Here is a 20174-nt window from a genome sequence, read left to right on the forward strand (position 1 = left end):
CAAAAACAGTTGATTTGAAAACATTATTAAAGCAACTATCTTGAAGGAACACCTCCCATTCGGTAAACTGGTAAGGTTGTTACGAGAGGAGGAAACCTCATGAACGTCATTGAAGTTCACGGGTTACGAAAACAATTTAAATCGTACTCAAGCAGAAAAGGCCTTGCAGGCGCTTTTCGCGACTTGCTTACGAGAAACTATACGATTTTAAACGCCGTTGACGATATATCACTGAATGTAAAGCAGGGTGAGATGGTCGCCTACATCGGTGAAAACGGAGCCGGTAAATCCACCACGATCAAAATGCTCACCGGCATTTTAACCCCGACCGCAGGAACAGTCAGGGTAAACGGAATGGATCCCCACAAGCAGCGGGAGGCATTTGTCCGCACAATCGGTGTTGTATTCGGCCAGCGCTCCCAGCTCTGGTGGGATATCGCGGTTCAGGAATCGTTCCGCCTGCTGAAAAAAGTATATCGTCTGTCTGACGAGCACTACGATACACATATGAAAGAAGTCATTGAAACACTCGAGATCGAACCGCTTCTTGATAAGCCGGTGCGAAAGCTCAGTCTCGGTCAGCGAATGCGCTGTGAATTGGCAGCCGCACTCATTCACAATCCGCCTCTGCTTTTCCTGGATGAGCCCACAATCGGTCTGGACGTTCTGGTAAAAATGAAGATTCGCGAGTTCTTAAAAGAGATCAACCGCAAATACAAAACGACGATTCTTTTAACGACTCACGATTTAAGTGACATAGAAGCTCTTTGTGACCGTGTTGTTCTGTTGGATGAAGGAAAGATCATCTACGATGGAGCCCTGGATAAACTGCAGCAGAACTGGGTCGAAGGCAAGCAGGTTCAGTTCGAGTTTCAAAAGCCGGTGGAAAAAGAGGCCCTTGAAGAATTAACCGCACATTTTCCGGTCAAGTGGCGGGCAGGGGATAAAATCAGGGGCTGGCAGGCAACGGTGGACGGAGACGATGACATGGTCTCCCAGCTGATGGCCACCGTCATGAGCCACTATTCCATCAGTGATGTGAAGCTGAATCAGGTGTCCACAGAAGAGATCATCCGAAACATCTATGAAGAAGGTATCCGTCATGGTTAGCCGGATAAGCATGTACCTGGAAATGCTCCGGATCCGGTTTTTAATGATGCTTGCCTACCGGACCAATTATTATAGCGGCATTTTAATTTACAGCATCAACATCGGGGCGTACTATTTTTTGTGGCAGGCGATCTACGGCGGGCAGGAGTCGATCCAGGACCTGAGTATCGTCCAGATGACCACATACGTAGCCATCGCATGGATGGCCCGGGCATTTTATTTTAATAATATTGACCGGGAAATAGCCCAGGAGATTCAGGAAGGAAAAGTGGCGGTGGAAATGATCCGGCCGTACAACTACCTCGGTATGAAAACGATGCAGGGACTGGGCGAAGGTCTTTTCCGGCTGCTCTTTTTCTCCGTACCGGGAATGGTTATTGTCTGGCTCGTGTTTCCGCTCAGTTTTTCCAGCGACCTTTCCATCTGGGGACTGTTCATCATTTCACTCGTGTTCAGCTTTATCGTAAACACACAGATCAACTTGATTACAGGAATCTTAACGTTCTTTTTACTTTATAACACCGGACTCATCCGGGCGAAGCGGGTTGTCATTGACCTGTTCTCGGGACTCCTGCTGCCGATTTCCTTTTACCCGCTTTGGGCTCAGGATATCATGACATTCCTGCCGTTTCAGGCGATCAGCTACATTCCGTCCATGATCTTCACGGAAGGGTTCACAGGCAGTGAAGTGTATTCGGCACTCCTTTTGCAGCTCATGTGGTCAGTGATTTTATTTATTCCAATTACATTACTATGGATGTCGGCCAGACGCCGGCTCATCGTACAAGGAGGGTAACGGGCCATGTTCTACGTATCGATCTTTTTCCAATACGCCTCACAGTATATGAAAACACGGCTTCAGTACCGCTCTGACCTTGTGGTTGAGCTGTTCTCGGACCTTTTGTTCCAGGCCGTGAACCTGATCTTCATCCTCGTCGTGTTCGGCCACACTACACTCCTGAGCGGATGGAGCCGGGAGGAGATTATCTTTATCTACGGATTTTTCCTCGTACCTTATGCGATCTTCAGTTCGTTTTTTAACATCTGGGACTTTAACGACCGCTACATTGTAAAAGGGGAAATGGACCGGGTCCTCACCAGGCCGATCCACAGCCTGTTCCAGATCATTATCGAACGGATGGAGCTGGAGTCCATGTTCGGCGTCATTACCGGTGTTGCGATTATGTTTTACGCCGGTTCCCAGCTTGGACTCACAATCAGCTGGTACGATCCGTTTATGTTTCTCCTGATGGTGGCCGGAGGTTCTCTTATTTATGCTGGGATATTCATCATTTTAGCAAGCATCAGCTTCTGGTCCGATTCGAGAACCGACATTATGCCGATGATGTACAACATCGGAAACTACGGACGCTATCCGGTGGACATCTACAACCAGGTGATCCGCTACGTGCTCACATGGATTCTGCCGTTCGCTTTCGTGGGTGTATACCCGGCGGCCTTTTTCCTCGGCCGTGATGAGTGGTACTTTTACGCCTTTTTAACCCCGGTAATGGGGCTGATCTTTATCTCAATCAGCGTGTTTGCATGGAATGAAGGCGTGAAAAGGTATCGCGGCGCGGGGAATTGATTCGTAGGTGTTCTTAAGAGAAGATTACGGAATAATTGAAGTTTTGTTGTAAAGCTCACGGATTTCTCCGTATAAAAAGAAAGAATACAACCTCCATGAGAAATAGTTTCTTTATTCACACTAAAAAAGTCCGGATGCTGAAGGAATGTCCGACACTCCTGCGGTAGTAGGGGCCAGACGAGACCCCGCAAACGAAGTGAGGAGGCTCGTCGGTACCACCGCGGAAAGGGAGGACATTGTTTCAGCATCCCTCTTAAGTTACAAAAGCTAAGTGACCATGACGTCTTTCAAAAGGTTCCTTGTCCTACTTCACCTCTCCTGCTCATATATAAGTAAGAGAGGTGAATCAGGATGGGAACCTTTTTGCTTTGGTGTGTAACCATAACTTCTATTTTAGGCATCGTCATGAGTCTGCTTTTACTCATTCAAAATCAGCCGCCTCAGGGAAGGCGTGTTTCAATACGGAACTTCCTCGTTCTTTTGCTCGTCTATGCCACAGTAATCACCGGATTCGGCTGCCTGTACCTGAGCCTCCATTTCAAAGGGTACCCGGTGCTGATGGAAGGAACAGGACGGATGTCCGGGTCGCTCATTCACTTAGTCGAAGACGTGATGTACTTTAGCGCCGTCACGATCCTTACCGTCGGATACGGAGACATCATTCCCCAGGGCATCGGCCGCTGGATTGCCATGATCGAGGCCCTCATCGGCTATCTGCTCCCGGCAGCGTTCGTGGTGACCACCGTTATTTACAATGAAAACAAGCCAAATCGTTTGTAGCCCGGGCAGATCTTGGTTATCCTTATAGGAGACAAGATTACACACGAGAAGGAGTGTTTTCACATGACAGTAGAAGTTGGTCAAAAAGCACCTGAATTTACACTTAAGGCAAACAGCGGAGAAGAAGTAAGCCTGTCTGATTACAAAGGAAAGAACGTCGTCCTTTATTTTTATCCGAAAGACATGACGCCGGGATGTACAACCCAGGCCTGTGATTTTCGCGATAACAAAGAGAACTTTGAGGAAGTGGACGCGGTGATTCTCGGCGTAAGCCCGGATCCGGTCGAGCGTCACGAAAAATTCATCGACAAGCACGGCCTGCCGTTTTTACTTCTCGCCGACGAAGACCACAAAGTGGCTGAAGACTACGGCGTGTGGAAATTGAAGAAAAACTTCGGCAAGGAATACATGGGCATCGAACGCTCGACGTTCATTATTGATAAAGAAGGAAACATCGACAAAGAATGGCGCAAAGTCCGCGTGAAAGGTCACGTGGAGGAAGCCCTTAACTACTTAAAAGAAAAGCAGTAAAAAAATCGCCCCGGACCACTATCCAGGGGCGCTTCCCGTTATTCATCCGATCCATTATCATCCTCAATCATCCCGCCATAATCCATCCTTTCAAAACCAAGTTCATCCTCCAGATAGTCCGTCACATCCTGAATATCATGCGTATCAAACACGACGCCGTCTTCATGGACAACGTAGTAGGTGGGGTACTCATCAATGAAATGGTCAAAAAAACCTACCTCATCATTATAATAATGTCCCAGGATAACGTGCTGATCCTCTGCACTGTATTCATAAAGCTGGTCCCCATCGAACATACTTTCATACAAAAAAACCTCATCCAAAAACGACAGAACAGCCACAGCGTTATCGGAATGATACCTGGACAGATCGTACCGGTCGAGTATCGTCTCTAAATCCTGCCTGGGTAAAATAATTTCATCTGCTTCATGGATTGGAATAAACGCCGGGTATAACAGAATATTTTGATCACGCCCTGTGGTCACTTCCGGCTCAAAATCGCCCCGCACATTAATCTTTATACGTTCAGCGGATGAAGCCAGAATGCCAATGGTGTTAAAGCCCATTTTTGAAAGCTCGGCAGAAAGCTCTTCACCGGTTTCCTCGTAAATCAATTTAGTATCCTGATCCATAACAATTTTGTAGATTTCCGCCTCATAGGAGTCGCCAACGAGTTCGTCTGAGTATTCAAATACTGTACCCGTAATGTTATCTTCCACAAATAAAAGAAACGTGTTCGCCCCCACGCTCCCCATAAGGGTACCCTCCATATCCGCCTGACCGTCTGTTTCCCCCACAGCACCGCAGGCCGTCAGAAAAAACAACAATCCGAATATTCCAGCCGCAGTCTTCATCCGTCCCACTCCCGAATCCCTTAGTCTTTAAATCGTAACACGAGGCTTTTGGAAAAACACATACATTTTTTATTGTATTTTCCCTTCATTAATTCATACTCTGCTAAACTGGAGAGAGAACTTGATTTGGAGGCATGATCACCTTGAAACAATTCGCGCCACTCATCATCATTGCTGCACTGATCGGCGGAGCACTGCTGTTTTTTCAGGATCCCGTAGAGGAAGTGTTTGATCCATACTGGACACGGGAACAAGCGGCTTATGACGCTCAGGAGTGGGATATCACCCTGTTCATAGATGAAGGAGATGAAGGTATCCCGGAAGTGGGTGTTAAGCTCGTGTATCTTGGGGATCCGGAGGACATCACGGACTACGAATTCTTTTACAGCAGTATGAACACGATCGGAGGATTCTATGATCAGCAGCTCGACCTTAAAGACTTCGGCGGAGAAATTCTTTACCGAACCTCCTGTAATTTCTGCAGTGAAACAGAAGATTATTCGGAAGGCGACTTCTCATTATCGTGGAAAAAGAACGGGGAAATCCACACCGTAAACGAGCACTTCACCTATCCCGGGTATGTTTTCAGGGAAATGCAGGAACAGGAATAAAAAAGCTGCCCTTCTTCAGCTTAAAAGGACAGCTTCAACAGCTTATTCTTCGTCAAAATACTGGTCAAGAAAGGTGTACACCTCATCTAAAGAGGCACTTTCATGCACCACTTCCTGTTCCCCGTTTATGATCATAAACCCAGGAAAGGACTCCACCACATCTTCAAACAGCCGTTTGTCTTCTTGATGACTCATCCTCCTGAAGAAAGCCTGAGTGTTGGAGTTTGAGTAGTGATGAATCTCATCGTAAGCGGGATCATGCCAGTTCCACTCAAAAGTCTCGTCCGAAAACTCCATCACGATAAGCCACTCCATGTTTCCGGAGCTCCTTGTATAAAAGGAATCGATCACATCCTCTTTATCCGGCCTCGTTAAAATAAGTTCCTCTGCTTCATATATCGGAAGAAGAGACCACTCGTATGAAAAACGGGTTTTCTGCTCTATTTTTTCGGTTGGGGTGAAGTCTTCTGTAAATGAGGCTTTCACTTGAAGGGGAATGCCAGTGTTAAACGTATTCATCCGGGCCAGTGTGTCCGCATCCCCAGAATAGAGATCCACTGTTTCTCCGTTCTCTTCCACTTTTATCGCTGTCTCGTCCGTAACATGAACGAGATAGGCCTCAACCTCGTAATCTTCCTGTGATTCTACATGACCATGCCCAAGCCATTCATAGTCAGACCCGGAATGGCTGTCTTCCACGAACAGCACAAACATTTCCGGCTGATCCATGTGAATCACAACCGAACCCTCTACATCCGGTTCATCCGCCATAACCCCGCACCCTGAGATTAGAATGAGAAGGGTAAAAAAGATAAGTCCTTTCATAAATCGTTTCTCCTTTTTCTTTCCTACTAGTCATCCTATCACGAAGAAAACGACGAATAAACAAAGTTTGGAAAATTAAGATAAAAATGTTGTCAAATGGCTGGGAACTTCTGATAGGATTATGAGAGAAACTGTTTGGTAAAGGAGATCAATACGATGAAACAACTAATCCCGTTGGTGATCATTGCAGCCTTAATCGCCGGGGCCATGATTTTCTTTCAGGATCCTGAAGAAGAAAGGGAGCCGGACTGGTCGAGAAACTCCGCCATGGCAGGAAGCCCGTGGAGTTTCACGATGTATGCACATTACGGGGACGAACCGGAAATCGGCTTTACCGCTGAATTCATAAATGAAGAAGAATGGGAAACCATTGAAGCTGTAGAGGTCTTCATTGCGACCCACGAACCTCCGGGCGGACTCTATTATCAGGACCTGGATGTTGAAAACTTTGAAGGAACCCTTACATATCAGGAACCGTGCAGCTTTTGCGACCTGGAAGAAGCTTTTTACGGCACGATGACAACCTATGCGACGGTTAAAGTAGCCTGGCAGGCAGACGGGGAAGTCCATGACCATTTTCACCACTTTCAGCTGCCACACGGGCTTTTTAAACACGAAAATGAAGGAGAGAATACAAATGAATGACCATCGAATTTCACAATTGGCCGATCTCCTGCTTGATCACTCCATCGGCTTAAAAAAAGGCGAGCGTATCCTCATTAAAGGCCACGCTGCATCAAAACCCCTTATGACCGAACTCATTGACAAGACCTATGAGCGGGGCGGCTACCCCTACATCGAACTCCTGGACGATGAGCTCGGACGTCACCTGAGTATGGGGTACGAAAAAGAGCAGCTCGAAACCCAGGCAGCCTGGGCCCTCCAGCGTTATAAAGACGTGGATGCCGTCATAGCCGTGATTGCCGAAGAAAACGATGCAGAAATGGCAGAAGTGCCGGGGGAGAAATTCCAGCTCCGGGGAGAAGTGTTCAAGCCGGTTCAGGAGTTTTACATCAACAACCGCCGCTGGGTGCTGCTCAATTACCCGACACCGGCACTGGCACAGAAAGCAGGAATGAGCACGAAGGCATTCACTGACTTTTTACTCAATGTTTGTACCGCTGATTATAAAAAAATGGAGAAAGCTTTTGCTCCGTTAAAAGAACTGATGGAAAAAACCGACCGCGTGCGGATCACAGGCCCGGGAACAGATCTGTCTTTTTCCATTAAAGACATTCCCGTAGTCCCCTGCGCAGGTGAGGCAAACATTCCCGACGGCGAAATTTACACCGCACCGGTAAAAGACAGCGTGAACGGCACGATTACGTTTAACACACCGTGCCCGTACCTGGGAGTGACGTATCACAATGTGAGCCTTACATTTGAAAAAGGACGTATTGTTGAAGCCAATGCCGACCGGAAAGAAAAACTCGAAGAAATCCTCAATACGGACGAAGGAGCCCGCTATGCCGGAGAGTTTGCCATCGGGGTGAATCCGTATATCCTGCACCCTATGGGAGACATTCTTTTTGATGAAAAAATTGGAGGAAGCCTTCACTTCACACCTGGCGAAGCCTATGAAGATGCCGACAACGGCAACCGGTCTTCCGTCCACTGGGATATGGTTCTCATCCAGCGTGAGGAATACGGAGGGGGAGAGATCTACTTCGATGACGTCCTTGTGCGAAAAGACGGCATTTTTGTTCCTGGTGAACTTCAGGGACTCAACCCGGAAAAATTAAAATAAGCCCTTAAGGGCGCGTGACCAGTCCGGATTAAAAAAGCCGCATAGTATTTAAGTATAGGTGATCCCAATCCCTCTTCAATAATATAAATTGCAGGCGAGACAAACCAGTCTCGCTCTTTTTTTTACGCTAAATTCCGCTGGCATCACTTCACCCTCCTCGCGGGAACCACCCTGCGAGGTCTTCATTCGATGCTATTCCCGCCATAGTCGCCGCCTTTCGCTCCATTTTTTATGTTGAAAAGTAACAATTTATCAGAGGAACAGTAACGCAAAGGTTCTTGCTAATACTCATAATAAAATGTTGATTGGAGCAAATGCGCGACACTCCTGCGGGAAAAGCGAGTTCAGGGGAGACCCCGCAGACGCAAAGGCGTCGAGGAGGCTCCCGAACCGCCCGCGGAAAGGGAGCGCAATGAGCATAAATCAACACCTGAGTTTAAAAGAGCCACCTCTAAAAAATGATGTCTTATCCCGGCACCCCGCGGAAATCAAAGAGCATTCGCATTTCAACACCACATCAACAGGCATTTTTTTAACTGACCCGTTAAATATGATAAAATTTAATTAAAAGTAATAAGGAGTCAAGCCAATGAAAGTCGTGACTACAGCAAAAATCCGCCGTGACTTACGTGAAGAACTGCCAAACCTCTTCCCGGAGGTAACCTTTTCGTTCAATGAATCCATTGACGAAGCAGAAAAAGACCTGCCATACGCTGACATCCTCCTTACTTATGGTGAGGATCTGACTGACGATCACATTGTCCAGGCCCGCAACTTAAAATGGATCATGGTCATCTCAGCCGGAATGGAAAAAATGCCGTTTGACGCCATCGCCAAAAAAGACATTCTCATAACCAATGCCCGGGGGATTCATGCGACCCCCATGGCGGAATACACACTTGCCATGATGCTTCAGGTATCCAGGCACGCAAAAGGAATCATTGAGCAGGAACAAAACGAAGTGTGGTCCCGTAAACTGACAATGACCGAATTAAAAGGAAAAACGATCGGTGTACTTGGTGCAGGAGCCATCGGCAGTGAAATTGCCAGACTTGCCAAAGCCTTCGGGATGACTGCCATCGGCCTGAACCGGAGCGGAAGACCTGTCGATCATTTTGATACAATCATCACCTTCAAAGATCTGAATCAGCTTCTCAACCAGTCTGATTACGTCGTGTCTGTTCTGCCCCATACCGATGAAACCGACGGAATGCTTACAACCGGTTCTTTTAAAGCGATGAAAAAGGAAGCAATATTTATTAATATAGGAAGAGGCACGGTCGCAAGGGAGGATGTTCTCTTACAAGCACTGCAAAACAAGGAGATCTCCCATGCCGTACTTGATGTATTTGAAGAAGAACCGCTTCCGAAGGGACATCCATTCTGGAAGACGGACCGGATAACCGTGACACCGCACATTTCAGGCATATCACCGGAATACCAGCCGAGAGCACTTGAAATTTTTAAGAATAACCTAAAGGTTTTTACAGGCGGAGGAACGAATTATCAAAATAAAGTTGACCCCTCAAAAGGATATTGAGGATGTAGATGATAAAAGGGGAGAGGCAAGATGAAACTAGTGGTATGTATCGTCCACAACCGCTACAGTGACGCTATGGAAAAAGGACTCAAAGACAAAGGCTACCGGATGACGGAGCTGGCAAGCAGCGGCGGATTCTTGAAAAAAGGGAATACCACGTTTCTTCTCGGTGTAAAAGATAATGATGTTGATGCTCTCCAGCGGGAGATGCAGACGATCTGCCTTAACCTTGAAAAGAAGAAAGGAAAAGCAAAAGATGTGGACAGCCGCTATACCTCCTTTGTAGTAGAAGCAAAAGAGAGCCTGCCAATCCTTGCTGCCTTTCAAAATAAATCAAACTGAGCCTGTGAAAAAAGAAGCGATTTAAGGTTGTATTCATTGACAAACTTTGTTAGCATTCGCTATACTAATTGTAAATATTATAAAGTAAGAATGCTTTTCGGAAGAGGTGTTGAACATGGAAAACCATCGACTGCAGGAAGCCTTGCAATCTTTAAAAAGTACGAAAGTGCGCATGACACCTCAACGCCATGCTATTCTTGAATTTCTTTTCGATGCCAAAACCCATCCCACAGCGGATGATATCTACAAGGCGCTGGAAGGGAAATTCCCTAACATGAGCGTCGCAACTGTCTACAATAACCTTCGTGTTTTTAAAGAAGCAGGCCTGGTGCGTGAACTGACTTATGGTGACTCTTCCAGCAGATTTGACAGCAACACCACAGACCACTACCATGTCATCTGCGAAGATTGCGGTAAGATCGTTGATTTCCACTACCCGGGACTCGATGAAGTGGAAACACTCGCTGAACATGTAACAAACTTTAAGGTGAAGCACCACCGTATGGAGATATATGGCACATGCCCGGAATGCCAAAAGCACAAACATTAGGAAGCCGCAGGAACGTTACGTTCCGGGCTTCTTTTTTTTATCCCGAAAGCATGAAAGATCATCCAATAAAGGTTGAATTTTTTCAAAACTATGAGTAGTATGAAAACTAATTAGTTTATCAGGTAAACAAATTAAAAGGAGGAGTATATGATTAACGACAACTTTTTACTAACAAATGATATTTCCAGAGAACTCTACCATTCTTATGCAAAAGAATTGCCGATCATCGATTATCATAACCACCTCAGTGCCAAAGAAATATATGAAGACCGCATGTATGAAAACCTTACTGAACTTTGGCTGGCCGATGATCACTATAAGTGGAGAGCCATGCGTGCAAACGGAATCAGTGAGTATTTGATTACAGGGGATGCTTCAGATAAAGATAAGTTTGATGCGTGGGCCGATACAGTTCCCAATTTGATAGGAAATCCATTGTATCACTGGACTCACCTGGAGCTCACCAGGTTTTTTAATCTGGATAGTTTGTTGGGGAGACAAACAAAAGCGTACATATGGGAGAAAACGACTGAAATGTTGAAAACAAATGAGTTATCAGCACGAAACATCCTTACTAAACAGAAGGTAGAATTTGTTGGAACGACTGACGATCCTACTGACAATTTAACCTATCATAAAAAGCTGAAAGAAGAGGGTTTTCCTGTCGTTGTATCTCCTTCTTTCAGACCGGACAAGGGGTTGATGATTGAAGGAGACCATTTTATAGATTGGGTAATCGCATTGTCTGAAGTTGCTGAGTATGACATTTCAGATTATGAGGAGTTTCTCTTTGCATTAGAAAAAAGAGCTGAATACTTTGATCTGTCAGGGTGCAGAAGTGCCGATCACGGCTTAAACGAACTAAAGTATCAACATGCTTCCTTAGAATATGTATCTACCGTCTTCCGCAAACGGATGAAAGATGAGCGGTTAAGTACTGATGAAATTACGGCATTCAAAAGTTACACCTTAACCAGCCTTGGCCGTATATACAATAAGAAGGGATGGGCAATGCAACTTCATATCGGACCCATAAGAAATACAAACACAAAAAAATACCGCGAGCTGGGTCCGGATACGGGATTTGATTCTATTGGAGACAGTTTGGCTGCGCAACCTCTAAGCAGGCTATTGGACTCTTTGGAGGTTACAGGGGAACTTCCTAAAACGATCCTTTACACAAATAACGCTAAACATAATGATGTTTTTGCTTCGATGGCCGGCAACTATCAGGGAGACTCAATGCCTGGAAAAGTGCAGTTCGGAACTGCATGGTGGCATAACGACAATTATGAAGGGATGATTGACCAAATGACCACGCTTGGTAATATGGGTGTTTTAAAGCATTTTATTGGAATGCTGACGGACTCAAGAAGTATGTTGTCATTTGTAAGACACGAGTACTTTCGCCGGATTCTGTGTCAAATGCTCGGTGAGTGGGTGACTTCCGGAAAAGCGCCGCATGATATAGAGCTGCTGGGTAATTATGTGAAAGATATCAGCTACGGAAATGCAAAACGTTACTTCCGCTTATAAAAAGGAGTGAAAAGGATGGAGATGAGTTTTCGCTGGTATGGAGAAGATGATCCGGTTACGTTAGAAAAAATCAGACAAATTCCTGATATGAAAGGAATAGTAACAGCCATTTATGATATCCCTCCCGGAGAAACCTGGCCTTATGAAGATATTGTTGAATTGAAAAACAGTGTTGAAGAAGCCGGTCTTAAACTTACTGTCATTGAAAGTGTTCCTGTGCATGAGGAGATAAAGCTCGGCTCAACCAGGAGAGATGTTCTGATTGACCAGTTTGCCCAAACAATTAGAAACCTCTCAAAGGCAGGCATTAACACTGTGTGCTACAATTTCATGCCTGTTTTTGACTGGGTAAGAACCGACCTGGCTGCTGCTCTTCCAGATGGCTCAAACTCTCTTGATTACAGTGATGAAACTGCTCGTTCACTGAATCCGGTGAAGGGAGAGTTTTCACTTCCGGGATGGGACTTATCATACCAGAAAGAAGATCTTGAAACGCTGTTAAAAGACTACAGTTCAGTGACGGAAGAAGAGCTTATGGAAAACCTGATTTACTTTCTGAAAAAAATCATACCTGTGGCAGAAGAGAAAAACGTGAATATGGCACTTCATCCTGACGATCCTCCGTGGCCGGTATTTGGCCTGCCCCGTATTGTAAACAATGTAGACCATGTCCGAACGATTTTATCTTCTGTAGACAGCAAGTATAACGGCATAACCTTTTGCACCGGATCATTTGGTGCTGACCGTGGAAATAATTTGGAACAAATAATTGAAACAGCAGAAGGGAGGATTCATTTTGTCCACGCGCGAAACATAACGTGGACAGGTTCTAAATCTTTTCAAGAGACTTCCCATTCTGTAAAAGATGGCTCAATAAATATGGTGAGCGTAATGAATAAGCTTATGGATAAAGGCTTTAAGGGAGCAATAAGGCCAGACCATGGAAGGATGATCTGGGGAGAATCCGGACGTCCGGGGTATGGTCTTTATGATCGGGCGCTGGGTGCAGCTTACTTAAACGGAATTATTGATTCCTATCAGGAGAGGAAGGTGAGGACAAATGATACAGCTGCCATTTACCGTTGATCTTCAAAGCAAGGTAGTGGTTGTAACAGGAGGGAGCGGCGTGCTCGGTTCAACCATGTGTGAGGCATTAGCGAAGTGTGGAGCCAAAGTAGCGATCCTGGCAACAAACCAAGAGAAAATGGACACGTTGGTAAAAAAGATAAGTGAAAGTGGCGGGACTGCTGAAGGGTTTGAAGTAGATGTTTTAAATAAGGATTCACTCGAAAGAGCGCATGAACAGCTGACTTCAACGTTTGGCTCAACAGATATTTTAATAAACGCTGCAGGGGGTAATCACACAAAGGCGACCACGACATCTGAAAAGTTAAAGATAGAGGATATATACGATGATTCGAACCGGACGTTTTTTGACCTTGATCCAGAATCCCTGGACTGGCTGTTAAGGTTAAATTACATGGGTACGTTACTGCCTATTCAAGTATTTTCAAAAGATATGGCCGGAAAAAAAGGAGGCTCTGTAATAAATGTGTCATCTATGAATGGCTTCAGACCTTTGACGAAGATTCCTGCTTACAGCGGTGCAAAGGCGGCAATCAATAATTTAACCCAGTGGCTTTCGGTTTATTATTCTGATGTGGGTATCCGTGTAAATGCAATTGCCCCGGGATTCTTTTTAACGAAACAGAACGAAACGTTATTGCTTACAGAAGAAGGGGAGTACACAGATAGAGCAAAGAAAATAATAGAGCATACACCTCTCGGACGTTTTGGTGATGCAAAGGAATTACTGGGAACTTTGTTATGGCTGATAGACTCCCAATCTTCTAGTTTTGTAAATGGTGTAGTTATTCCTGTTGATGGAGGGTTCTCGGCCTATTCAGGCGTTTAATGAAGGGGGATTTACGTTGAAGGAATATGAAACATTGCTAAAAATGAAAGAAAACAAACTGGCTTCCATAATTCGGGCAGACGGTCCATCCGAAGCCCTTTCTCTCTGTGAATCCACGTATGAGGGCGGGATTTTTCTTACTGACCAGGCTATGTGGAAGCAAGGAAAAATGGGGTGAAGGTTAGCTTCGACTTCAATTATCGGAGTAAGCTGTGGAATATACCGGACGCAAAAAAAGCATTTGAACGTTTGCTCTTGCGTGTGGATCATTGCTTTGCAGGCTGGAACGACTTTGTTCATTTGCTGGGATGGAAACAAGAGCATTCTTGATCGAAGGGGGAGGGGATAGTTTTGCAGCGGGAGTGCTACACAGCAAAATAGAACATTACTCTGTTACTGAGCTTTTGAAATTCGCAACTCACCTAAGTGTCATGAATCACCTGTACCATGGAGACCATACGCGTTTAACTGTAAATGATGTAAATCGTTTTATAGAAAGCCAGAGTCAGGATATTAGTAGATAATTCAAGTGAAGATCGTGATAATACATTTCTTTTAATCAAAAGGCTGTGTTAAAGATCGGTGTTGATATTTAAAAAAATTGATTGCAGCGAATGCGCGATACTCCTGCGGGAGCAGGTGGCAGTGTGAGACCCCGGAGTGCGGAGCACGAGGAGGCTCACCGGCGCCCCCGCGGAAAGGGAGGGCAATGAGCGTAAATCAACACCAGAGTTTAACAGAGCCAATCAAAAAAACAAGCAAACTGAGGTGTTTTGATATGAAAGAGGTCAGGTTCGGTATTATTGGATTGGGCAGCATGGGGACTCACCATGCTCATTACCTTATTAACAATAAGATTAAAGGCGCAAAATTAACTGCAGTTGCAGATATTAATTCGGAAAAATTATCCTGGGCTGATGAGTCAGGTATCAAATCTTTTACTGATGAAGACGCCTTCTTTAGTTCGGGGCTGTTCGATGCTGTATTAATTGCAACCCCTCACTATCATCACCCTCCCATAGCTGTAAAAGCATTTGAGTACGGCCTGCATGTACTTTCTGAAAAACCTGCGGGGGTATATACGAAACAAGTAAGAGAAATGAACGAAAAGGCTGAAAAGAGTAATCAGGTCTTTTCTATTATGTTTAATCAACGAACGAACCCATTGTACCAGAAGTTAAGAGAGTTCATTCAGTCCGGTGAACTTGGACAACTAAAGAGAATCAACTGGACGATCACGGATTGGTATCGTTCACAAAGTTACTATGATTCAGGTGGCTGGCGGGCAACCTGGAAGGGTGAAGGAGGAGGGGTTTTAATTAATCAGTCTCCTCACCAGCTTGACCTCCTTCATTGGATTACAGGAATGGAACCAAGCCGCATAAGAGCGTTCTGCTACTTTGGGAAATACCGGAACATTGAGGTTGAAGATGAAGTTACAGCTTTTCTTGAATATAAAGATAAGGCTACCTGTGTTTTTACCACGAGTATCGGGGAAGCTCCTGGCACGAACAGGCTGGAAATCGCAGGTGACCGTGGAAAGGCAGTTATCGAAGATGGGAAATTTACTTTTTGGAGGCTGAGAGTACCGGAATCAGAGTTCAACCGGGAGTATACCGGAGGGTTCGGTGAACCTGAGTGCTGGAAAATCGATGTACCTGTAACCGGGAAGGAAACGGGACATCAGGGGATCACACAAAATTTTGTGGATAATATTCTTTATGGTACCCCTCTTTTAGCCACTGGAACCGAGGGAATCAAAAGTCTTGCTGCCTCAAATGCTATGCAATTATCTACATGGATTGATGATTGGGTAACATTGCCCGTTAATGAGGATTTATACCACCAGAAACTGACAGAAAAAATAAAACAATCAAAAATCGAGAAATCTGTTTCAGATAAAACGTTGAGTGTGGACGGAACATACTAAGTCAGTGGAAAGGAAGTCATTAAATGACTAAAAAGCAGGGAATGAACTATGCCCCAAAAGGAAAACCGAACAAAGTCGTCAAAAAAGGAGAGTTTGTCTTCGCGGCAATCTCTCTGGAGCATGGACATATTTACGGGATGTGTAACGGATTAATTGAGGCCGGGGCAGATTTGAAATGGGTGTATGATCCGGATCCTGAGAAAGTAAAGGCCTTTATAAAAATTTATCCTGATGTAAAAGAAGCTTCTTCTGAAGAACAAATTCTAACTGACGATGACGTAAAACTGGTAGCAGGTGCAGCTGTACCATCTGAACGCTGCGCTTTGGGAATGAGGGTGATGGATCATGGCAAAGACTACTTTACAGACAAAACACCATTTACGACACTCGAACAGTTAGAAGAAGCCAGGAACAAAGTTTTGCAAACGGGTTTAAAATACATGGTCTATTACAGTGAACGCTTGCATGTTGAAAGTGCTGTGTTTGCAGGACAGTTGATTGAAAAGGGAGCAATCGGCAGGGTAATACAGGTTACAGGCTTCGGTCCTCACCGTCTTAATTTAAAGAGCCGGCCTGACTGGTTTTTTCAGAAAGAGAAGTACGGTGGAATTCTGTGTGATATAGGGAGTCACCAGATAGAACAATTTTTACATTACGCTGGATGTAAAAATGCAGAGGTCGTCCACAGTAAAGTAGCCAATTACGATGCAAAAGAATATTCTGAGCTCGAAGACTATGGAGATGCAACATTAATTGGTGATAACGGGGCTACGCATTTCTTTAAGGTCGATTGGTTTACTCCGGATGGTCTAAGCAACTGGGGTGACGGAAGGACATTCATACTCGGTACTGAGGGTTCGATTGAAATTCGGAAGTATGTAGATGTGGCAAGGGACCATGAAGGAGATCATCTCTACCTTGTTAATAAAGAAGGGGAGTACCATTACCCGCTGAAAGGAAAAGTGGGCTTTCCGTTTTTTGGTCAATTGATACTGGACTGCCTGAACAGAACAGAGAACGCCATGACACAAGAGCATGCCTTTAAGGCTGCTGAACTTTGCCTTAAGGCACAGCTGCAGGCTATTACGGTTGAGCAGAACTGAGGAATATGAAAGAGCTGAATTTTAATGAGCCAGGAAAGCAACTCTTTAGAGGCAGCTTTTCTGGCTTTTGTGTCAGCGGTGAAAAATAGAGGCAAGCCCCAAAAAGTGTTTCTGTACTATAGCTGATCCACCGAGTGCACATGCTTCTTTCCCGATTCTCGAAGAACGGATTTCTTTATACTTGGCAAACTTGGAATCAAGACGGGATTCTATTCTTTCAATCATGTCAGCATGTGCATTGATGATGGCCCCATTTAAAATAATGGTCTCTGGATTAAAAATGGTAATGATATTGTTTAATCCTATTGATAGCATGTCTAAGTAATCCTTTAGGATATAATGATTTTCTTCTGTAAACATTGACTCAATCCGTTTGTCTTCGTTTATTTCAGGCAGTGCCTTCTTTAATAAAGATCTTAAAGCCGTTTCAGAAGCATACAGCTCCCAGCAGCCTTTATTTCCACACGGACAATCCCTTCCATTGGGATGAACGATCATGTGACCAACCTCACCTGCGAAGCCATGGAATCCTCTAAAGATTTTATTGTCTTGTATAATTCCAAGACCTATGCCTGAAGAAAGGGTTACAGTTAATAAATTTGAATGATAAGCTGTTTCTCCTTGCTCAGCTAACACACACAAATTCGCATTGTTTTCAAGATGTACCGTTGTTTCAAATGCGTCTTCAAAAAGCCTGCTTACTTTCGAGACCAGCCATTGTTGTTTTGGAGTATAGATTTTATCTGTTTCCTTGTTAACAATCCCATGAACGCCTATACCTATTCCAATGAGGCTGTGATGATTATATTCGGAATTATATTGATCGATAAATGGCTGGAGGAAATGAATGATTGTCTGGCAGTTTGAGTAAAAATCGTCACTTGGCAAGGGGCGTTCTTCTTTATGAAAAATTGTTCCTCTTAAGTCACAAAAAACAACAATATAATTATTTTCATCAATATCCAAACCAATACTGTAGCCGGATAACCGGTTTATTTCCAGCTTTATCGGTCTGCGACCAGGCATTCCTTTAAGATATGTTTGACTTTCAACAAGGAGACGATCGTGCAGCAAGGTTTGAACTTGAGAAGATATCGTTGCTTTATTCAGACCGGTTAACCTCGCTACTTCACTTCTTGATAAACTTTTGTGTCTGATGAGGTTATCTAATATTAAGCGTCTATTCATCTTTTTTATATATGCAGAATCCCCTGTTTCCAACTCATTCACCTCGGTCTTTTACTTCATGTTCCGTTTCCATTGTACCAGATCTTTCATTTAGGTATTCAACTTTTGGTTATGGTTTATTGCCCGGCACCTTTAAAACAGCTAGTATCATTAAAAACCAGGCACCCGTAATTACAAGATGCCTGGCTCTTTAAAAATTATTTCTTTTTATGATTGTAAGCTTCGTCGAATTCTTTACCTTCAAGGCTCTTATCCATCGTCAATGGTTCATCGCAGTACATGCACGCATCAACACGGCCGAGAACTTTGGTCGTCCGCTCACAGTTAGGACAGACAACCTGCACCGTTTTAGTGGAAAGCATGCCGATCCAGAAATACGTAACAGTACTGGCAATAATGGCAAGAAACCCAAGAAGCATAAACAGCGTCATAAGAAGCGGGCTTGTCTGAAAGAATAAACCTAAGTACATGATGATGATCCCAGCAAAAACAAGGATCAGGGCAAAAGAACGAATCTTATTTATCTTATTAGAATATTTAGCTCCCATAATAAACGATACCTCCTAAAGATTGAGTATAGCATATCTTTTTTCTATATAACTATAAGAAACGAAAGTTCAACCCTTTGTCAGAATTTATTGGATTCTAAAACGTAGAAGGGATTTATCCTTCATCGTCGAATTTACTTAGAGCAACATGTTCATATTTACAGGCAGGAGGCATGACGATGGATGACTTTTTACGTCAATTATATCAGGACCGGACAAGCGACTTACATACATTAGGTGTCATGATGATCGAAGGGAAAGACAGTAACGATGCAATAACGGACTACTTTGATGTTGTGCTGCTCGTCATTGTTTCCGAGAACAAGCCAATGTGGGAAACAAAGCACTATACCTACAACGGGGACAAAGTAGCGATGCACCTTGTACACACTGAACAGCTCAACAGCTGGCTCATCAACAGCAGTAACCGGAGAGTATTCGACTGGGTCATGAACGGAAAAGTACTGTTTGACCGAAACGAATTCGTAAAAGAGTTCCGGGAGCAGATGTTTGACTTCCCCCTGGAAGAGAGAAAACTCAGAATCGGAGTGGAGTTTGCCAAACTGATCCGCAGATTTACAGACGGTAAAGCCTTCTTTAACTCCGGACATGAGCTCGATGCCTACAACCAGATCCTTCACGCCCTTCATCACCTGGCGAGACTTTCGGTTATCGAGCACGGCTTTTATCCGGAGGTAACCGTGTGGCAGCAGGTCAAACAAATAGAACCTGAAATTCATAAGCTGTACTCCGAGCTCGTCACAGGGCAGGAACCCATCGGGAAAAAACTCGAACTGCTTCTTATTGCAAATGAATTTGAGCTTACTTCCAAAACCAGACTCGGAAGCGCACATCTTCTAGACCTCATGGCCAGTAAAGAAGAACCCTGGTCTATCGAAGAACTGAAAACAAGTATGGAAGTAAGTGAATACTCCCTGGATCTCACTATTCTATTGGAGTTTTTAGTACGAAAAGGATATGTGGATGTCGTGAGGGTAAAAACGAAAGGAAATGCGATTTATCATCGGTATTATGAAGTAGGAAAAACTTTTTTATAAAAAAAAGAAAATGTTATTGACGAATAATAGTTTTGCGTGGTACATTTTATATCGTCGCAATTGAGCGAATGAAATTCAAAATGTGCCTCCAAAACTTTTATTTAAAAGGTGTTGACATTAAAAACTCAGCATGGTACATTATAAAAGTCGCTGAAAAACAAAAACGACAAAATAATACGAATTTTACTGAAGGATTTTGATTATTCAGTAATTCGGTTTTGACCTTTGAAAACTAAACAAAAAGCCAAGCGAAACGTGGGATAATGACACATTATCCCGTCAATGAATGAATTAAATGATGTCAGAGACATCAAACTTTCTATGGAGAGTTTGATCCTGGCTCAGGACGAACGCTGGCGGCGTGCCTAATACATGCAAGTCGAGCGGACTGATGGGGAGCTTGCTCCCCTGACGTCAG

Annotated in this window: 22 protein-coding genes and 1 rRNA gene; 19 read left to right on the plus strand and 4 right to left on the minus strand. The window is 44.3% G+C overall.

The window, feature by feature from the left end:
* Positions 1-99 precede the first annotated feature (99 nt).
* The 5 genes from JSY36_RS18635 to bcp all read left to right on the plus strand — a co-directional run bounded on the left by JSY36_RS18635 (position 100) and on the right by bcp (position 4009).
* Positions 100-1110, plus strand: a complete 1011-nt coding sequence (locus tag JSY36_RS18635) for an ABC transporter ATP-binding protein (RefSeq protein ID WP_205167528.1) — start codon at positions 100-102, stop codon at positions 1108-1110.
* 4 nt (positions 1111-1114) lie between these two features.
* A complete protein-coding gene (locus tag JSY36_RS18640) occupies positions 1115-1906 on the plus strand; it encodes an ABC-2 family transporter protein (protein ID WP_205167544.1) in 792 nt (263 codons plus the stop codon).
* Positions 1907-1912: 6 nt separating this feature from the next.
* Entirely contained in the window at positions 1913-2698 is a 786-nt protein-coding gene (locus JSY36_RS18645) for an ABC transporter permease (protein ID WP_205167529.1), read from the plus strand.
* 351 nt (positions 2699-3049) lie between these two features.
* On the plus strand, positions 3050-3478 hold the full coding sequence (locus tag JSY36_RS18650; protein WP_122901332.1) for a potassium channel family protein: 429 nt from the start codon (positions 3050-3052) through the stop codon (positions 3476-3478).
* A gap of 63 nt (positions 3479-3541) precedes the next feature.
* On the plus strand, positions 3542-4009 hold the full coding sequence (bcp, locus tag JSY36_RS18655; RefSeq protein WP_122901334.1) for a thioredoxin-dependent thiol peroxidase: 468 nt from the start codon (positions 3542-3544) through the stop codon (positions 4007-4009).
* A 38-nt stretch (positions 4010-4047) separates the two neighbouring features.
* On the opposite strand, the gene JSY36_RS18660 is transcribed toward bcp, so the two are convergent.
* Positions 4048-4863: a hypothetical protein gene (locus tag JSY36_RS18660; protein ID WP_205167530.1), complete on the minus strand. Its 816-nt coding sequence runs from the start codon at positions 4861-4863 to the stop codon at positions 4048-4050.
* Between the two features lie 143 nt (positions 4864-5006).
* Here JSY36_RS18660 and JSY36_RS18665 point away from each other — a divergent pair, with 143 nt between their 5' ends.
* A complete protein-coding gene (locus tag JSY36_RS18665; RefSeq protein ID WP_205167531.1) occupies positions 5007-5474 on the plus strand; it encodes a hypothetical protein in 468 nt (155 codons plus the stop codon).
* A 42-nt stretch (positions 5475-5516) separates the two neighbouring features.
* Here the strand turns inward: JSY36_RS18665 and JSY36_RS18670 are convergent, their stop codons facing one another.
* A complete protein-coding gene (locus tag JSY36_RS18670) occupies positions 5517-6299 on the minus strand; it encodes a hypothetical protein (RefSeq protein ID WP_205167532.1) in 783 nt (260 codons plus the stop codon).
* Positions 6300-6455: 156 nt separating this feature from the next.
* Here JSY36_RS18670 and JSY36_RS18675 point away from each other — a divergent pair, with 156 nt between their 5' ends.
* The 11 genes from JSY36_RS18675 (at position 6456) to JSY36_RS18725 (ending at position 16962) form a co-directional block, all read left to right on the plus strand.
* A complete protein-coding gene (locus JSY36_RS18675) occupies positions 6456-6944 on the plus strand; it encodes a hypothetical protein (protein WP_205167533.1) in 489 nt (162 codons plus the stop codon).
* On the plus strand, positions 6937-8046 hold the full coding sequence (locus JSY36_RS18680; RefSeq protein WP_205167534.1) for an aminopeptidase: 1110 nt from the start codon (positions 6937-6939) through the stop codon (positions 8044-8046). Before JSY36_RS18675 ends, JSY36_RS18680 begins: the two co-directional genes overlap by 8 nt.
* A gap of 589 nt (positions 8047-8635) precedes the next feature.
* The gene (locus JSY36_RS18685) at positions 8636-9586 is read left to right on the plus strand and encodes a D-2-hydroxyacid dehydrogenase (RefSeq protein ID WP_205167535.1); all 951 of its coding nucleotides are present in this window, start codon (positions 8636-8638) and stop codon (positions 9584-9586) included.
* A gap of 30 nt (positions 9587-9616) precedes the next feature.
* Positions 9617-9928 (plus strand): cyclic-di-AMP receptor, encoded by a 312-nt coding sequence (locus tag JSY36_RS18690; protein WP_122901348.1) that lies wholly within the window; start codon positions 9617-9619, stop codon positions 9926-9928.
* A gap of 115 nt (positions 9929-10043) precedes the next feature.
* Positions 10044-10478, plus strand: coding sequence for a peroxide-responsive transcriptional repressor PerR (gene perR, locus JSY36_RS18695; RefSeq protein ID WP_122901350.1), 435 nt, complete (start codon positions 10044-10046; stop codon positions 10476-10478).
* 147 nt (positions 10479-10625) lie between these two features.
* Positions 10626-12014 carry a glucuronate isomerase gene (gene uxaC / locus JSY36_RS18700; RefSeq protein WP_205167536.1) on the plus strand — a complete coding sequence of 463 codons (1389 nt, stop codon included), beginning with the start codon at positions 10626-10628 and terminating at the stop codon, positions 12012-12014.
* 15 nt (positions 12015-12029) lie between these two features.
* Positions 12030-13100: a mannonate dehydratase gene (locus tag JSY36_RS18705; protein ID WP_205167537.1), complete on the plus strand. Its 1071-nt coding sequence runs from the start codon at positions 12030-12032 to the stop codon at positions 13098-13100.
* Entirely contained in the window at positions 13078-13929 is an 852-nt protein-coding gene (locus tag JSY36_RS18710) for an SDR family NAD(P)-dependent oxidoreductase (RefSeq protein ID WP_205167545.1), read from the plus strand. Before JSY36_RS18705 ends, JSY36_RS18710 begins: the two co-directional genes overlap by 23 nt.
* Positions 13930-13945: 16 nt before the next feature.
* Positions 13946-14107, plus strand: coding sequence for a hypothetical protein (locus JSY36_RS18715; RefSeq protein WP_205167538.1), 162 nt, complete (start codon positions 13946-13948; stop codon positions 14105-14107).
* Between the two features lie 600 nt (positions 14108-14707).
* Entirely contained in the window at positions 14708-15859 is a 1152-nt protein-coding gene (locus JSY36_RS18720) for a Gfo/Idh/MocA family protein (RefSeq protein WP_205167539.1), read from the plus strand.
* A 23-nt stretch (positions 15860-15882) separates the two neighbouring features.
* Positions 15883-16962 carry a Gfo/Idh/MocA family protein gene (locus JSY36_RS18725; RefSeq protein WP_205167540.1) on the plus strand — a complete coding sequence of 360 codons (1080 nt, stop codon included), beginning with the start codon at positions 15883-15885 and terminating at the stop codon, positions 16960-16962.
* 72 nt (positions 16963-17034) lie between these two features.
* Here the strand turns inward: JSY36_RS18725 and JSY36_RS18730 are convergent, their stop codons facing one another.
* Both JSY36_RS18730 and JSY36_RS18735 read right to left on the minus strand, forming a co-directional pair.
* The gene (locus tag JSY36_RS18730; protein ID WP_205167541.1) at positions 17035-18183 is read right to left on the minus strand and encodes an ROK family protein; all 1149 of its coding nucleotides are present in this window, start codon (positions 18181-18183) and stop codon (positions 17035-17037) included.
* Between the two features lie 164 nt (positions 18184-18347).
* A complete protein-coding gene (locus JSY36_RS18735; protein WP_122901362.1) occupies positions 18348-18698 on the minus strand; it encodes a YgzB family protein in 351 nt (116 codons plus the stop codon).
* A gap of 179 nt (positions 18699-18877) precedes the next feature.
* Between JSY36_RS18735 and JSY36_RS18740 the strand changes: the two genes are divergently transcribed.
* Positions 18878-19756 (plus strand): nucleotidyltransferase-like protein, encoded by an 879-nt coding sequence (locus tag JSY36_RS18740; RefSeq protein WP_122901365.1) that lies wholly within the window; start codon positions 18878-18880, stop codon positions 19754-19756.
* A gap of 318 nt (positions 19757-20074) precedes the next feature.
* Positions 20075-20174: ribosomal RNA gene (locus JSY36_RS18745) — 16S ribosomal RNA — on the plus strand; the annotation flags it as partial.

The sequence above is a fragment of the Alteribacter salitolerans genome, assembly GCF_016901055.1.
In the GTDB taxonomy this organism is placed as follows: domain Bacteria; phylum Bacillota; class Bacilli; order Bacillales; family Salisediminibacteriaceae; genus Alteribacter; species Alteribacter keqinensis.

Bases quoted from the DNA above. Each gene is read 5' to 3' on its own strand.
- JSY36_RS18635 (WP_205167528.1), top strand. From the start codon at position 100: ATGAACGTCATTGAAGTTCACGGGTTACGAAAACAATTTAAATCGTAC.
- JSY36_RS18645 (WP_205167529.1), top strand. From the start codon at position 1,913: ATGTTCTACGTATCGATCTTTTTCCAATACGCCTCACAGTATATGAAA.
- JSY36_RS18650 (WP_122901332.1), top strand. From the start codon at position 3,050: ATGGGAACCTTTTTGCTTTGGTGTGTAACCATAACTTCTATTTTAGGC.
- bcp (WP_122901334.1), top strand. From the start codon at position 3,542: ATGACAGTAGAAGTTGGTCAAAAAGCACCTGAATTTACACTTAAGGCA.
- JSY36_RS18660 (WP_205167530.1), bottom strand. From the start codon at position 4,863: ATGAAGACTGCGGCTGGAATATTCGGATTGTTGTTTTTTCTGACGGCC.
- JSY36_RS18670 (WP_205167532.1), bottom strand. From the start codon at position 6,299: ATGAAAGGACTTATCTTTTTTACCCTTCTCATTCTAATCTCAGGGTGC.
- JSY36_RS18675 (WP_205167533.1), top strand. From the start codon at position 6,456: ATGAAACAACTAATCCCGTTGGTGATCATTGCAGCCTTAATCGCCGGG.
- JSY36_RS18680 (WP_205167534.1), top strand. From the start codon at position 6,937: ATGAATGACCATCGAATTTCACAATTGGCCGATCTCCTGCTTGATCAC.
- JSY36_RS18685 (WP_205167535.1), top strand. From the start codon at position 8,636: ATGAAAGTCGTGACTACAGCAAAAATCCGCCGTGACTTACGTGAAGAA.
- JSY36_RS18690 (WP_122901348.1), top strand. From the start codon at position 9,617: ATGAAACTAGTGGTATGTATCGTCCACAACCGCTACAGTGACGCTATG.
- perR (WP_122901350.1), top strand. From the start codon at position 10,044: ATGGAAAACCATCGACTGCAGGAAGCCTTGCAATCTTTAAAAAGTACG.
- uxaC (WP_205167536.1), top strand. From the start codon at position 10,626: ATGATTAACGACAACTTTTTACTAACAAATGATATTTCCAGAGAACTC.
- JSY36_RS18705 (WP_205167537.1), top strand. From the start codon at position 12,030: ATGGAGATGAGTTTTCGCTGGTATGGAGAAGATGATCCGGTTACGTTA.
- JSY36_RS18720 (WP_205167539.1), top strand. From the start codon at position 14,708: ATGAAAGAGGTCAGGTTCGGTATTATTGGATTGGGCAGCATGGGGACT.
- JSY36_RS18725 (WP_205167540.1), top strand. From the start codon at position 15,883: ATGACTAAAAAGCAGGGAATGAACTATGCCCCAAAAGGAAAACCGAAC.
- JSY36_RS18735 (WP_122901362.1), bottom strand. From the start codon at position 18,698: ATGGGAGCTAAATATTCTAATAAGATAAATAAGATTCGTTCTTTTGCC.
- JSY36_RS18740 (WP_122901365.1), top strand. From the start codon at position 18,878: ATGGATGACTTTTTACGTCAATTATATCAGGACCGGACAAGCGACTTA.